This window comes from Rhizobium ruizarguesonis (assembly GCF_012349115.1).
Lineage (GTDB): Bacteria > Pseudomonadota > Alphaproteobacteria > Rhizobiales > Rhizobiaceae > Rhizobium > Rhizobium ruizarguesonis.
On the sequence record NZ_PQIG01000136.1, the window covers coordinates 1 to 12,872 of the forward strand.

General features: G+C 61.8%; 16 protein-coding genes and 1 tRNA gene. 8 read left to right on the plus strand and 9 right to left on the minus strand.

Annotation, left to right across the window (positions count from 1 at the left end):
* Nucleotides 1–218: hypothetical protein (locus C3Y91_RS36045; protein ID WP_210267755.1), on the plus strand; the 218-nt coding region annotated here is incomplete at its 5' end.
* 268 nt (nt 219–486) lie between these two features.
* On the opposite strand, the gene C3Y91_RS36050 is transcribed toward C3Y91_RS36045, so the two are convergent.
* Genes C3Y91_RS36050 through C3Y91_RS36060 form a run of 3 tightly spaced genes read right to left on the minus strand, consistent with a single transcriptional unit; the run spans nt 487 to nt 2,586 of the window.
* Nucleotides 487–885 carry a Fur family transcriptional regulator gene (locus C3Y91_RS36050; RefSeq protein ID WP_024320857.1) on the minus strand — a complete coding sequence of 133 codons (399 nt, stop codon included), beginning with the start codon at nt 883–885 and terminating at the stop codon, nt 487–489.
* On the minus strand, nt 882–1,697 hold the full coding sequence (gene znuB / locus C3Y91_RS36055) for a zinc ABC transporter permease subunit ZnuB (protein ID WP_130655863.1): 816 nt from the start codon (nt 1,695–1,697) through the stop codon (nt 882–884). Before znuB ends, C3Y91_RS36050 begins: the two co-directional genes overlap by 4 nt.
* Nucleotides 1,690–2,586, minus strand: a complete 897-nt coding sequence (locus tag C3Y91_RS36060; RefSeq protein WP_130655864.1) for an ATP-binding cassette domain-containing protein — start codon at nt 2,584–2,586, stop codon at nt 1,690–1,692. The genes znuB and C3Y91_RS36060 overlap by 8 nt, the downstream gene beginning before the upstream one ends.
* A 102-nt stretch (nt 2,587–2,688) precedes the next feature.
* Here C3Y91_RS36060 and C3Y91_RS36065 point away from each other — a divergent pair, with 102 nt between their 5' ends.
* From C3Y91_RS36065 to C3Y91_RS36075, 3 genes are all read left to right on the plus strand, one after another.
* Nucleotides 2,689–3,726 carry a zinc ABC transporter substrate-binding protein gene (locus tag C3Y91_RS36065; protein WP_018074262.1) on the plus strand — a complete coding sequence of 346 codons (1,038 nt, stop codon included), beginning with the start codon at nt 2,689–2,691 and terminating at the stop codon, nt 3,724–3,726.
* Between the two features lie 146 nt (nt 3,727–3,872).
* Nucleotides 3,873–5,078 carry a zinc metallochaperone GTPase ZigA gene (gene zigA, locus C3Y91_RS36070; RefSeq protein ID WP_024320854.1) on the plus strand — a complete coding sequence of 402 codons (1,206 nt, stop codon included), beginning with the start codon at nt 3,873–3,875 and terminating at the stop codon, nt 5,076–5,078.
* Nucleotides 5,075–5,260, plus strand: a complete 186-nt coding sequence (locus tag C3Y91_RS36075) for a hypothetical protein (RefSeq protein WP_024320853.1) — start codon at nt 5,075–5,077, stop codon at nt 5,258–5,260. Before zigA ends, C3Y91_RS36075 begins: the two co-directional genes overlap by 4 nt.
* A gap of 66 nt (nt 5,261–5,326) precedes the next feature.
* Here the strand turns inward: C3Y91_RS36075 and C3Y91_RS36080 are convergent, their stop codons facing one another.
* Complete coding sequence (locus C3Y91_RS36080; RefSeq protein WP_018074259.1) at nt 5,327–5,638, minus strand: RcnB family protein; 312 nt, start codon at nt 5,636–5,638, stop codon at nt 5,327–5,329.
* A 400-nt stretch (nt 5,639–6,038) separates the two neighbouring features.
* Here C3Y91_RS36080 and C3Y91_RS36085 point away from each other — a divergent pair, with 400 nt between their 5' ends.
* Complete coding sequence (locus tag C3Y91_RS36085) at nt 6,039–6,422, plus strand: VOC family protein (protein WP_003541160.1); 384 nt, start codon at nt 6,039–6,041, stop codon at nt 6,420–6,422.
* Between the two features lie 178 nt (nt 6,423–6,600).
* On the plus strand, nt 6,601–7,932 hold the full coding sequence (locus C3Y91_RS36090; RefSeq protein WP_018482886.1) for a hemolysin family protein: 1,332 nt from the start codon (nt 6,601–6,603) through the stop codon (nt 7,930–7,932).
* On the opposite strand, the gene chrA is transcribed toward C3Y91_RS36090, so the two are convergent.
* Both chrA and C3Y91_RS36100 read right to left on the minus strand, forming a co-directional pair.
* Complete coding sequence (chrA, locus tag C3Y91_RS36095; RefSeq protein WP_024320851.1) at nt 7,929–9,350, minus strand: chromate efflux transporter; 1,422 nt, start codon at nt 9,348–9,350, stop codon at nt 7,929–7,931. The genes C3Y91_RS36090 and chrA overlap by 4 nt on opposite strands.
* Nucleotide 9,351: 1 nt before the next feature.
* A complete protein-coding gene (locus C3Y91_RS36100; protein WP_130655868.1) occupies nt 9,352–10,167 on the minus strand; it encodes a chromate resistance protein ChrB domain-containing protein in 816 nt (271 codons plus the stop codon).
* Nucleotides 10,168–10,558: 391 nt separating this feature from the next.
* On the opposite strand from C3Y91_RS36100, the gene C3Y91_RS36105 reads away from it, so the two are divergent.
* Entirely contained in the window at nt 10,559–10,867 is a 309-nt protein-coding gene (locus C3Y91_RS36105; RefSeq protein WP_018482883.1) for a hypothetical protein, read from the plus strand.
* 286 nt (nt 10,868–11,153) lie between these two features.
* On the opposite strand, the gene C3Y91_RS36110 is transcribed toward C3Y91_RS36105, so the two are convergent.
* Entirely contained in the window at nt 11,154–11,456 is a 303-nt protein-coding gene (locus C3Y91_RS36110) for a hypothetical protein (RefSeq protein WP_018482882.1), read from the minus strand.
* Between the two features lie 275 nt (nt 11,457–11,731).
* Here C3Y91_RS36110 and C3Y91_RS36115 point away from each other — a divergent pair, with 275 nt between their 5' ends.
* Nucleotides 11,732–12,013, plus strand: a complete 282-nt coding sequence (locus tag C3Y91_RS36115) for a hypothetical protein (protein WP_024320849.1) — start codon at nt 11,732–11,734, stop codon at nt 12,011–12,013.
* Between the two features lie 126 nt (nt 12,014–12,139).
* On the opposite strand, the gene C3Y91_RS36120 is transcribed toward C3Y91_RS36115, so the two are convergent.
* Together C3Y91_RS36120 and C3Y91_RS36125 are read right to left on the minus strand one after the other, a co-directional pair.
* Nucleotides 12,140–12,436, minus strand: a complete 297-nt coding sequence (locus tag C3Y91_RS36120) for a hypothetical protein (protein ID WP_168576385.1) — start codon at nt 12,434–12,436, stop codon at nt 12,140–12,142.
* 144 nt (nt 12,437–12,580) lie between these two features.
* A tRNA-Lys gene (locus C3Y91_RS36125) sits at nt 12,581–12,656 on the minus strand.
* Nucleotides 12,657–12,872: the final 216 nt, after the last annotated feature.

Here is a 12,872-nt window from a genome sequence, read left to right on the forward strand (position 1 = left end):
GCAACGACGGTCCCGGCAAGGGCGGCAACGACGGCCCCGGCAAGGGCGGCAACGACGGCCCCGGCAAGGGCGGCAACGATGGCCCCGGCAAGGGCGGCAACGATGGCCCCGGCAAGGGCGGCAACGATGGTCCCGGCAAGGGCGGCAACGATGGTCCCGGCAAGGGCGGCAACGATGGTCCCGGCAAGGGCGGCAACGATGGTTCGCACGAAGGCTAAGCCGATCAGCGAAAAAACGTGAAGGGTGAGGCCGGTCTCCGGCCTCACCTTTTTTGGAAGTGCCGTCGGGAAGGCCAGACGCGGGAACGAGTCCAGCGGAATGACCCGGCGGGCTCGGCCATCACAATAGCCCGTCAGGCAATAGTGTCCTTGGCCATCGAGCCTTCCGCGGCAGATCATGCCCACGATTGGATCGACACCCGCAAATTCGATGACGACACGCCTTTCGGTGAGCGCGAGGCGATTGTCTAGCGAATGCGAGCGAAGCTTACGCCGCGCAGGCCTCACACAACCCACGGATCTCGATCGTCGTCTTCTCGGGCTTGAACTTCTGGCCCCGCACCCATTCCATCAGCCGGTGGTCGACCTCGTGGTCGTGGAATTCCATCACCTGGCCGCAGCTTTCGCAGATGGCGAAGGCGACGATACCGTGGCTGTGGCAGTCGTCGCCCGGATGGGCGCAGGCGACGAAGGAGTTGATGCTTTCCAGCCGGTGCACGACGCCGTATTCGAGCAGCTTCTCCAGCGCCCTATAGACCTGCAGCGGCGCGCGAAAACCATGGTCGCGCAGCTTGTCGAGGATGGTGTAGGCGCTGAGCGGCCCCTCGGCCTTTTCGAGCACGTCGAAAACCAGCGTCTGGTTCTTGGTGAGTTGCGGCGTTGTCATGAGCCTTGTCCTTGCGCAATCGCGCGGTGGCGCCTGACGGGAAGCAGGCTGAGCATGAAGAGGATCAGCGCTGCAACCACGATCGAGGGGCCGGAGGGCGTGTCATAGGTGAGCGAGCCGAACAGCCCGCCGATGACGGCGATAGCCCCGATCAGCGAGGCGAGCACCGCCATGATCTCGGGCGTCGACGAGAAGCGCCGCGCCGCGGCCGCCGGAATGATCAGCAGCGAGGTGATCAGCATGATGCCGACAATCTTCATGGCGATGGCGATGACGACGGCCATCAGCAGCATGAAGAACAGCCGCGCCCGCTCCGGCTTCAGCCCCTCGGCTTCGGCCAGTTCGGCATTGACGGTGGCCGCGAGCAGCGGCCGCCAGAGCCAGGCGATTGCCGCGAGCACGAACAGCCCGCCGCCCCAGATCAGCGCGATGTCAGTGGTGGAGACGGCGAGGATATCGCCGAACAGGAAAGCGATGAGATCGATCCGCACCCAGCTCATGAAGGCGACCATGACGAGGCCGATCGCCAGTGTGGCATGCGAGAGGATGCCGAGCAGCGCATCGGCCGACAGCGCCTGGCGCTTCTGCAGGAAGAGCAGCAGGATCGACACGAGGGCGGCGACGGCAAAGACGGCAAGCGTCAGGTTAAGTTCGAAGAGCAGCGACAGCGCCACACCGAGCAGCGCCGAATGGGCGATCGTATCGCCGAAATAGGCCATGCGCCGCCAGATGATGAAGCAGCCGAGCGGCCCCGTCGTCAGCGCCAGGCCGACGCCGGCAAGAATGGCGCGCACGAAGAAATCGTCAAGCATGGCGCTCTCCCTCCGCATGCACATGCGGATGGTCATGCTCGGCATGATCGTGATCATGACTATGGTCATGCGCATGATGGCCGTCGTCCGGATGGCAATGATCGGTCACCGTGCCGTCAGCATGCTGCACGCGACCGTCCGGCAGATGCGTATGGTCGTGGTGATGGCTGTACACCGCGAGCGTCTGCGCCGCCCGGCTGCCGAACAGGCGCACATATTCCGGGCTGCGGCTGACGGACTCAGGCGTGCCGCGGCAGCAGACATGGCCGTTCAGGCAGATGACCGTGTCTGTCTCGGCCATGACGACGTGGAGATCGTGCGAGATCAGCAGGATGCCGCAGCCGGTGGCGTTGCGGATCGACTTGATGAGGTCGTAGAGCGCGATCTCGCCAGCGAAATCCACCCCCTGCACCGGCTCGTCCAGCACCAGCAGATCCGGCTTGCGGGCAATGGCGCGCGCCATCAGCGCCCGCTGGAATTCGCCGCCGGAAAGGTGCTGCACCTCCGCATCGAGCATATGCGCCATGCCGGCCGCATCGAGTGCCGCAAGCATGTCGCGCTCCGGCAGTGGCCCGGTCAGCGTCATCAGCCGGCGCACCGAAAGCGGCAGCGTCCAATCGATCGAAAGCTTCTGCGGGACATAGCCGACCTTGAGGCCGGGCTTGCGCTCCACCCTGCCCTCGTCCGGCTTCAGCACGCCGATCGCCGCCTTGGCACTGGTCGACTTGCCCGAGCCGTTCGGCCCGATCAGCGTGACGATCTCGCCGCGCGAAACGGAAAAATCGATGCCGCGCACCAGCCAGCGGCCATTGCGCAGGATGCCGACATCTTCAAGCGAAACCAGCGGTTCGGCCCTGATACCAGCGGGAGTCTTTGCGGGAGAGAGCATCAAATTTTCCGAAAGTGCTGTTGCGTCCTGCTATTGCACACGTTATAGCATAACGCAATTGATGTAATAACATAACAATTGCAATTCAAGCGGAGCATATTGATGAAACGTGCGAAGGGGCCTGCCCTTAAAATCCTGGCCCTCAGAATGCCGGCCCTCGCAATCCCGGTCTTGGCGATCCCCGCCCTTCTCTTCGCCGGCACTATGCGAGCAGCCGACGCGCCTGTCGTCGTCACCTCGATCAAACCGATCCATTCGCTGGTGTCGGCGATCATGCAGGGTGTCGGCGAACCCGAGTTGATCGTCGATGGCGCCGCCTCCCCGCATACCTACAATCTGAAGCCATCGAATGCCCGCGCTTTGCAGAACGCCAAGGTGATTTTCTGGGTCGGCCCGGGCCTCGAGGCCTTTCTCGAAAAGCCGCTGCAGGCGCTCGGTCGGGATGCCAGCATCGCCGAACTCGACAATGCTCCCGGCCTCGTCAAGCTGCCCTTCCGCGAAGGCGGCGCCTTCGAACCGCATGATGACGGCGACGAGCACGACAGTGCTTCCGCCACCCCAGAGCACGAACACGATCACGCCGAAGCCACGCATGGCGCCGAAGCTGACCACGACCACGGCACATTCGACACGCATCTCTGGCTCGACCCGATGAACGCCAAGGCCATGGCGGCCATGATCACCACGACACTGGTCGCCGCCGATCCTGCCAATGCACTGACCTATCAGGGCAACGCCAGGGCGCTGGATGACCGGCTGGATGCGCTCGACACCGAGCTCAAGGGTATCGTCGCTCCCGTCAAGGGCAAGCCCTTCATCGTCTTCCACGACGCCTATCAGTATTTCGAGCACCGCTACGGCATCCGCGTCGCCGGCTCGATCACCGTCAGCCCGGAAACTATTCCCGGCGCCGAGCGTGTTTCGGAAATCCACCGCAAGGTCGGCGAACTCGGCGCCACCTGCGTCTTTGCCGAACCGCAGTTCGAGCCGCGCCTCGTCAACGTCGTCATCGAAGGCACAAGCGCCAAGTCAGGCGTACTCGATCCCGAAGCGGCAACACTGAAGGCCGGCCCCGATCTCTACTTCACCCTCATGCGCGGCATCGCCAACAGCATGAAGGACTGCCTCTCCAGCGCATGACACTCATCCGCGGCTCTGCGTGTCCTGCCGGACACGCGACGCTCCTGAGAGAGCTGAGGCGGAAAGAGGCGGACAACCCCATTCCGCCTTTTTTCGACACACTGCACGTAATGATATTACATTAAATAAGATCTTATGAGGTTCCTATGGACAACAGACTTCCCGTCACGGTCCTTTCAGGCTTCCTCGGTGCCGGCAAGACGACGCTGCTCAACCATGTGCTGACCAATCGCGAAGGCTTACGCGTCGCGGTCATCGTCAACGACATGAGCGAGGTGAATATCGATGCCGCCCTGGTGCGCGACGGCGGCGCCAACCTCTCCCGCACCGAGGAGCAGCTTGTCGAGATGACCAATGGCTGCATCTGCTGCACGCTGCGCGACGATCTGCTGAAGGAGGTGCGCCAGCTCGCCGATCAGGGCCGCTTCGATTACCTCCTGATCGAATCCACAGGCATCGCCGAGCCCCTGCCCGTCGCCACCACCTTCGAATTCCGCGATGAGAACGGGCAAAGCCTCTCGGATGTGGCAAGGCTGGATACGATGGTGACCGTCGTCGACGCCGCCAATCTGCTTGCCGATTATGCCTCGGCCGATTTCCTCGCCGACCGCGGTGAAACGGCAGGCGACGGCGACAACAGAACCATCGTCCACCTGCTGGTCGAGCAGATCGAATTCGCCGATGTCGTGGTGCTGAACAAGATCGGCACGGCAGCCAAGGAGGAGCGCGACGCCGCGCGCAAGATCATTACCGGCCTCAACCCGGATGCACGGCTGATCGAGGTGGATTTCGGCAAGGTCGCCCTGAAAGACGTGCTCGGCACCGGCCGCTTCGATATAGACAGGGCCGAGACCCATCCGCTCTGGTACAAGGAACTGCACGGCTTCCGCGACCACGTGCCGGAGACCGAGGAATACGGCATCCGCTCCTTCGTCTATCGCGAGAAGCGGCCCTTCCATCCGGCAAAGCTGCAGGCCTTCCTCGACAGCGCATGGCCGGGCGTCGTGCGCGCCAAGGGCTTCTTCTGGCTGGCGACGCGCCCGCACCATGTCGGCGAGATCAGCCAGGCGGGCGCGATCGTGCGCACCGGCAAGATGGGCCTCTGGTGGGCGGCCGTGCCGCGCGAACAATGGCCGGAGGAACCGGCCTTCATGCGCGCCATCGGCCCCTATCTCGACCCCGTCTGGGGCGACCGCCGCCAGGAAATCGTCTTCATCGGTGCCGATCCGATGGACGAAGCCTGGATCAGGAAGGAACTCGACGCCTGTCTTATCAGGACAGATGCCTTCGTGCCCGAGCGCTGGCGCGACCTGCCCGATCCTTTCGCCAACTGGAACAGGCAAGCGGCATGAAGGCGAAGACAATCAAACGTTATCTCTGCGTCTGCACCGAATGCGAGCCGCTACCGCCGATCGAAGGGCTTCGTCCCGAAACCGTCGAGGCAACAGGCGAACGGCCCGATCGGCAGCGACGATCCGGCGGCCTGTTCCGAAGCCTCGCCGAGCGCATCGTTCCCTTCAGGAAGCCCTCCTGACGAGAGATTCACCTGCGGCAAACGAAAAGGGCGGTCGAAGCCGCCCTCTTCTCGTTCATCTGCCGGTCAGCGACCGGCAATAACGCTGGAGACGATGCCGCTGGTAACGCCGATCAGCAGGTAGTCGTTATCGGCCCGCACCCAGCGATAACCGCGGGGCGGAGGCGCCAGCCGGTAGCGGCGGTAGTCGTTGACATCGGAGAACCGGCGACGTTCGCTGGCATTGACGCGGTATCCCTTTTTCCAGTGCGACCGGACGACCACCTTCTTCTGCACGACGACGTGGGGACGGCGATGATCGTCGGCGCTGGCCTGGGAAACAACCATCGGGGACAGAAGGAAGGAGGCGGAAAGAAGAGCTGCAAAAATCTTTTTCATGTGGGGTTCCTCGTGTTGGGCACGAGAGCAAACTAGGGTCGAAAAGATGAACTGAAACTGAAATAAAAATTAAACTTTTGTAATGAAATCCAATAGCTACGGGTCGAAGCTTATATTTTAGATTAAGCTTACACACGGTGATCGAGGTTTTGGCGCGGCCGGCTGGCTTCGTCCTCTGAAGCCCTTCGGCCTTTGCTGCTCATCGCCTAGAAGGCGCGGCCGTGGAGGGTTGTCCTGCTGCTGGCGGTAGGCGGCATGCTCTCGATTCGATCAAGTCTCGCCCAAAGGTGCTCAGCGATTTGGCATAACGAGATGCATAAAAAACTTGAAACGGGCGCATAATCGAGTTTCGAAGCGACGCATCCAGATCAAGACAACGAAGACCACAATGGAGGAAAACATGCCTGGTATCAGCATGCGCTACATCGTCGACGACGTCGACGCCGCAGTGGAATTCTACACGAGACATCTCGGCTTCTCCGTCGCACTTCGTCCCGCGCCGAGTTTCGCCATCCTGACCAAGGACGGATTTCGTCTGTTCGTCAGCGGCATGACGGGACCCGGCGGAGCATCTCAAGCAATGCCAGATGGGAGAAAGCCGGAGCCCGGCGGTTGGAATCGCATCCAGATCGAGGTCAAGGACTTGGAAGCAGACGTCGCCGCGCTGCGTCAGGCCGGTGCGCGTTTCCGCAACGAGATCGTGCAGGGCATAGGCGGCAAGCAAATCCTGCTCGACGATCCGGCCGGAAACCCGATCGAGCTCTTCGAAGCACCCAAGCGGTGAATGGCGCGACGCCGGTCATGCGGTTGCCATGCATTTGCGGTCATCCGCAAACCAACGCAGTATTTCGATCACGGCAGCTGGCGTCGGCATCTCTCGCCGCGAGACTGGCCGGAACGCCTTGCCACCAGTGTGCGAGCGTGTAGTTTCGGATTCCTATCAATTCGAAGGCAGGGAAAACATGTCCGATTCCGCCGGCGGGCTCTCCGACTATATCGGGATACTAGCCGTGTTTCTTCTCGTCGCCGCCAATGGCTTCTTCGTTGCCGCCGAATTCGCCCTGGTGTCGGTCAGGCGTAGCCGCGTCGCCGAACTCGCTGCGGCAGGCCGCATGAACGCCTCAGCACTTCAGCGCGCCGTTGACAATCTCGACTCCAACCTTGCAGCCACCCAGCTCGGCATCACCATCTCGTCGCTCGCCCTCGGCTGGGTTGGCGAACCGGCGCTTGCCCACCTGATCGAGCCGCTGTTATCATGGCTGCCTGGGCAATGGGCGACGGCGGGCGCGCATACTGTTGCCGTCGTCATCGCCTTCGTCATCATCACAGCACTTCATATCGTGCTCGGCGAGCTCGCACCCAAGAGCCTAGCGCTTCAACGCAGCGAAGCCACTTCACTTGCCGTTGTGCGTCCGCTCGGTCTGTTCCTGGTGCTGTTTAAGCCGGCGATCTTTGTTCTGAACGGCATGGGCAACCTCGTGCTGCGGGGTGTGGGTCTTCGCGCCGGAACCGGCGAATCGTCGTTCCATTCGCCGCAGGAGCTCAAGCTGCTAGTTGCCGAGAGCCAGGAGGCCGGCCTTCTCAACCAGGTGCAGCAGCAGCTCGTCGAACGGGTGTTCAACATCGGCGACAGACCGATCTCCGACATCATGACCCCGCGTCTCGATATCGAGTGGTTCGACGCCGACGACAGCGAGGCCGAGATCCTGAAGACCATCCGCGAATGCAGCCACGAACAATTGCTGGTCGCCCGCGGCTCGATCGACGAGCCGATCGGCATGGTCTTGAAGAAGGACCTTCTCGATCAGGTTCTCGACGGCGGCAAGGTCCGGCCGATGGAGGTGATCAAGCAGCCGCTGGTGCTGCATGAGGGCACCTCGGTCGTCCGCGTGCTCGACAGCTTCAAGGCCTCACCCGTTCGCCTTGCCATCGTCATCGACGAATATGGCAGCCTCGAAGGCATCGTCACCCAGACCGACCTGCTCGAAGCCATCGCCGGCGACCTGCCAGGATCCAACGAAGAGCCCGACATCGTCGTCAGGGAAGACGGGTCGCTCTTGATCGATGCGATGATGCCGGCCTTCGACGCCTTCGAACGGCTGGGCCTGCGCGATCGTCCGGATGCTGATTTCCATACGCTGGCGGGGTTTGCGCTGCATCAACTCCAGCACATCCCCGAAGCCGGTGAAACCTTCGTCTTCGACAACTGGCGCTTCGAAGTGCTCGACATGGATGGCATGCGTATCGACAAGATGCTCGCGACGCGCATTTCAGCGGACGGGGCGGAAGCCTAGCCGACCACCAGCGTCCAGAGCATCCCTGCGGCCGCGCAGGCTAGCAGCGTCGCGATCACGGAAGCCTTGAAGCGGAAGATCGCTATCGCCGCGGCGGCAGACAGCGCCATTGCCGCCGGCACGGCCGATTGCAGCACGGGGATATCGAGCCGCAAGCCGCCAAGGTGGACGGTCGCAACCTCGGCAAACAGCGTGTGCAAGGCAAACCAGATAGCGAGGTTGAGGATGACCCCGACCACCGCCGCTGTTATGGCCGACATCGCGCCGGCAAGCGCGATGTTGCCGCGCAGTTTTTCGATGAACGGCGCACCGAGGAAGATCCAGAGGAAACAGGGCACGAAGGTGACCCAACTCGTCAGGATCGCCGCAAGGGTTGCAGCAAGCATCGGGTTCAGCGCTCCCGGATCGCGGTAGGCGCCCATGAAGCCGACGAACTGGACGACCATGATCAATGGCCCCGGCGTCGTCTCGGCCATGCCGAGACCATCCAGCATCTCGCCGGGTTTCAGCCAGCCGAAATGCTGCACGGCCTCCTGCGCGACATAGGCAAGCACGGCATAGGCCCCGCCGAAGGTGACGACCGCCATCTTGCTGAAGAACAGGCCGATCTCGGTAAAGACGTTGTCAGCACCGAAGGTTGTGTAAAGTGCCGCGAGCGGAGCGAGCCAGAGAGCAAGCAGCACGGCCGAGATTCGCAGCGACCACGCAAGATTCGGGCGCGCATGCGTCGGTATGCCCTCGCCGAGCGCCGACTCGGCGTCCGACAGTGTCGCGCCGTTTCCGGCCTTGTGGCCGCCGCCCGTCCGGAAGGCGGCAAGCCCGAACCTGCCGCCGAGGAAGCCCGCAATGCCGGCGGTAAGCACGATCAGCGGGAACGGGACATGGAGAAAGAAGATGGCGACGAAGGCCGCGGCCGCGATACCGACCATGAGGCGATTCTTGAGCGCGCGGCCGCCAATGCGGATGACGGCCTGCACGACGACGGCGAGCACCGCTGCCTTCAGCCCGAAGAACAGACCCGCGACGATGCCGACGTTGCCATAGGCGGCGTAGATATAGCTGAGACAGAGGATCGATAGGAAGCCCGGCAACACGAACAGCAGGCCGGCGACGAGACCGCCCACTGTACGGTGCATCAGCCAGCCGATATAGATGGCGAGTTGCTGCGCCTCGGGTCCGGGGAGCAGCATGCAATAGTTCAGCGCATGCAGAAAACGGTGCTCACCGATCCATCGCTTCTCGTCGACGATGATCCGGTGCATCACGGCAATCTGGCCGGCGGGGCCGCCGAAACTCAGGGCGGCGACGCGCAGCCACACCTTGAAGGCCTCGCCAAACGAGACGCCGTGATGATGCTCCTCTCCCGCGTCCTCCTCCGCCGTTTTGCCGCCGGGCGCATTATCCGTCATCTCGACCATCTCATGCCCTCTTCTTCGGCGCCGGCCAATTGTGGGTTTCCTCGGTCGCATCGCGGCACCAGCGGAAGAAGGCGTCGTAGAGAAGCATCCCGGCCTCGAGTTGCTCCAGATCGTCGGAATACATCCTGGAGAGGCCGAGCGATGCCGCAAGCAGGCCCGCCGCCTCAGGCGCGAGGTCGAGCCTTGCGGTATCCGCCGCCCTGACGATCCGCGCCAGGCGCAGAAGCGGTTCCGAAGCCAGCCCGAACTCCTCGATCATCACGTCGAAGGTACAGAGCTCGTCGCGATGGCTCCAGAACACATCCTCGATATCGAAGGGCGTCGCCCCGAAACGCTCGCCGACGGCCAAAACCTCGGGCGTTGGCACGAACAGGAACACGGCGTTCGGATCGACGAAGCGCCGGATCAGCCAGGGACAGGCGATACGATCGATCTTCGGCCGCGCGCGCGTCACCCAGACGGTGCGCTCTTCAGCGTCGCGTTGCGGCAGCTTTGCATCGGGCACGGCCGGTCCGCCCGCGATCCACGCCTCGAAGCCACCTTCGAGGCTTTCCGCGTCGATCCCGGCATGGCGGAGATAGGCGGCAACACCATGACTGAGCTTGCCGCCTCTCTGGCATACCACGACGACGGCTTCGGCATCGACGCCGCCAACCCAGGACGCGACATCGGCATGGGCGCGCCGGATCGAGCCCGGCACCAGGCGTGGATCGAGCGCGAAGTCCTCCTCCGTGCGCACGTCGATAATGACGGGAGCCCCAGGTGTCCCGATGAGGCGGCTGAGCTTTTCAGGTGAGATTTCTAGAAATGACGGCATGACGCGTCCCTCCGTTGATCGGTTTTACTGGACGCGATTCTTCAGCATGACGCCTCGTGGGGTGATCGCGACCCCATGGCCAAACCATGCGCAAACAGACCCCGTCGTGTCAAGCGCATTACGCCATGGCGGCTTGCCGTCCGCGGCAGCGGCCTGCCATCCACCACGGCACCCGATCAGCCGGCAGCTCTTCCACCGGGTCTCTGCCGGTCGCCTCCAGGCGAGCCGGCAGGCAGATAAGAGGTGAGCGGCAAAGCCACGAATGCACGGAGCGCCAGTAACGAGCTGGAATGAAGAGTAGGAAAACCCAATCAGCACAAGCGCTTCGGCCCAGAACGGAACAAAATGCCCACTTCGGCATTCTTCTCTCACCGAAAGAGGAGAAAGTACCATGACGTACGACCCCAATAATGCCAACGACCCGAACCGCCCGCTGAACCCAAATCTGGATCTGCGCACCACGCCGAGCGCGCGCAGCAATAATACGTGGGTTGTCTGGGCCGCTGCATTGGCCGTGATCGCTGTCGCTGCATTCGCCTATTCGCAGTGGAGCACCCCCGGCACATCCCCGGACACGACAGCTTCCACGACCCAATCCGAGCCGGCGCCGGCCAAGCCGATCGCTCCGACCGACAACAGCGCTACGCCGGCACCGGCACCAGCACCGGCCACTCCGCCGGCTGCCCCGGCACAGCAATAATCGCTGCTCGGCCAGAAGAAGCCGGCCCAGTGCCGGCTTCCTTCCAGCCGCGAGCTCTTGAAGTTTTTTAAGAAAACCCTACTTAAGGGATACTAAATCTGTCTCTGACGGCTGACCACGGAGGTACTGGCAGCCGTTATCGAGACTGATCGAGGAAGGTCGGTGCGAGTTTCGCCCGGCCTTTTTTCTTGACCTCGTCATCTATCCCGAACAGGCATTCAAGCTGGCGGCATGATCGAAGAAATTCAAGGTCATCGCTTCGTCCTGGCAACGCCTGGATCCGATATTATTTGGGAATCCTGTTATAGAAGGACTGCGGATCGTACACGCACTCGTAGTCGAGCAGGCAAAGCTTGCCATTGCCATCCCTCACCCTTGCGGTGTCGTACTTGTCGCCGAGATTACACCTGGCCGGCGGATAACGGAAGCTGCGGCCGCCAAAGCCCATCCGCACAAAAACCGCCTTGTCCTTGCGGATGATCTGCGCAAGCTCTTCGCAACTGTGATCCCTGGCATTGACCTCCACCGCCTCGACGGCCAGAGCGACGGACGGAAACAATAGTGCGACGGCCAGAACAACGCTTTTCATGGAAACTCCTGAATGTGAGAGAGCGAAGTTAGGGCATCGCACTCCATGCTGCCAGTCCAGAAACCCTCCGAACTGTACGCCTGAGCACAGCCGCACTCTCCGGGCACCCTTCAGAAATCAGCTTCGCACGGGCTCTTCGAAGGCAGCGAAGTCCAGATGGGCGAGGCACTCCTTCGCTACTGCTTCGGCGAGGGCATCGCAACGTCCCGATCCATTAAGATATTTGGTCTACGCTGCCGGCCATGAAACCGACGTTTGGGCGCAGACACCTTGCATTGCCGGAGCCGGAGCGGACAAGAACCGTTCCGACACAGAAGGTCGATGCGTCACCCGTCAGAAGCTTCGATTGGCCGAAAATCAGGCGTTACGCCAAAAACGCGACCTTGGCCCTCCTGATCTCGATCAAACTTGCGGTTGTGATTATTTACGTCCTCAGACTAAACGCCTCGCATTCCTTCCAGGAATACGCACCGCCTATAGCAATGATGGCGGCACTGTCGTTTTTCATCGTCGCAGCTCTCTGGCTCGCAGGGATGAAACTGAGCGGCAGCGATTGAGGCAACCTCGGTTGGCGCCGCCTGAAGTTGACCGCTGCCCGCACTTCCCGCTCGCTCCCTCTCTCAACGGAAGCGTCCAGAGCATGATGCCGAAAAGTGTGAGCGGTTTTCGGACGACATCCTGTTCTAGGGAAAGTTATAGGGCGACGCGGGGTCGAAGACGCAGGAATAATCAAGGATGCACTGCTTTCCCCCCGCATCGCGCAAACTAGTCGTGGTGTGCTTATCACCCATACTGCACTGGGCAGGTGGATAACGGAAACTGCGGCCGCCGAAACCGACGCGAACAAAGACCTTTTTGTTCTGGCGAATGATCTGCGTAAGCTCGCTGCAGCTATGCTCGCTCGCTTTGACGTTCACGACGCCTGCGCCAAAGGCCGGTAGCGGCAGAGACAAGGCAACGACTAGAATGACGCTTCTCATGGGACCCTCCCAGTGTGTGTGAGGGAAACTAGCGCGCGCAGATCACTGCGACCAGTCCTTTGGGCAAGGCTAGCAATGCCGCCTGCTTCCAGCAGGCCGGAAAATCCGGCCTGAGTTCAAATACATCAATCTTTTCAAGAGATTTGGTGGGTGATGTAGGGCTCGAACCTACGACCCGCTGATTAAGAGTCAGCTGCTCTACCAACTGAGCTAATCACCCGTTCGCGCTTGGCTGCGCGGTGTGACGGGGCGTATAAACAGGATCGGCAGGCTTGTCCAGCGCATAGGCGAAATTTCTTTGGTTAATCGCGAAGATTTTTCGGCATGGCTGAAATGCAGCGCAGAACCCCGAAAATTGGAATCGATTTTTGGAAAGGATTATGCGCCGATTCAAAGTGATAGAGCGTCCTAGCGCGTCCTATCGGACGCGCGGCGC

Coding starts and splice junctions, on each gene's coding strand:
- C3Y91_RS36100 (WP_130655868.1), bottom strand. CDS start 10,167: ATGCCGTCATTTCTAGAAATCTCACCTGAAAAGCTCAGCCGCCTCATC.
- C3Y91_RS36090 (WP_018482886.1), top strand. CDS start 6,601: ATGTCCGATTCCGCCGGCGGGCTCTCCGACTATATCGGGATACTAGCC.
- C3Y91_RS36065 (WP_018074262.1), top strand. CDS start 2,689: ATGAAACGTGCGAAGGGGCCTGCCCTTAAAATCCTGGCCCTCAGAATG.
- C3Y91_RS36080 (WP_018074259.1), bottom strand. CDS start 5,638: ATGAAAAAGATTTTTGCAGCTCTTCTTTCCGCCTCCTTCCTTCTGTCC.
- C3Y91_RS36085 (WP_003541160.1), top strand. CDS start 6,039: ATGCCTGGTATCAGCATGCGCTACATCGTCGACGACGTCGACGCCGCA.
- zigA (WP_024320854.1), top strand. CDS start 3,873: ATGGACAACAGACTTCCCGTCACGGTCCTTTCAGGCTTCCTCGGTGCC.
- C3Y91_RS36110 (WP_018482882.1), bottom strand. CDS start 11,456: ATGAAAAGCGTTGTTCTGGCCGTCGCACTATTGTTTCCGTCCGTCGCT.
- C3Y91_RS36120 (WP_168576385.1), bottom strand. CDS start 12,436: ATGAGAAGCGTCATTCTAGTCGTTGCCTTGTCTCTGCCGCTACCGGCC.
- C3Y91_RS36050 (WP_024320857.1), bottom strand. CDS start 885: ATGACAACGCCGCAACTCACCAAGAACCAGACGCTGGTTTTCGACGTG.
- chrA (WP_024320851.1), bottom strand. CDS start 9,350: ATGGTCGAGATGACGGATAATGCGCCCGGCGGCAAAACGGCGGAGGAG.
- C3Y91_RS36060 (WP_130655864.1), bottom strand. CDS start 2,586: ATGCTCTCTCCCGCAAAGACTCCCGCTGGTATCAGGGCCGAACCGCTG.
- znuB (WP_130655863.1), bottom strand. CDS start 1,697: ATGCTTGACGATTTCTTCGTGCGCGCCATTCTTGCCGGCGTCGGCCTG.
- C3Y91_RS36105 (WP_018482883.1), top strand. CDS start 10,559: ATGACGTACGACCCCAATAATGCCAACGACCCGAACCGCCCGCTGAAC.
- C3Y91_RS36075 (WP_024320853.1), top strand. CDS start 5,075: ATGAAGGCGAAGACAATCAAACGTTATCTCTGCGTCTGCACCGAATGC.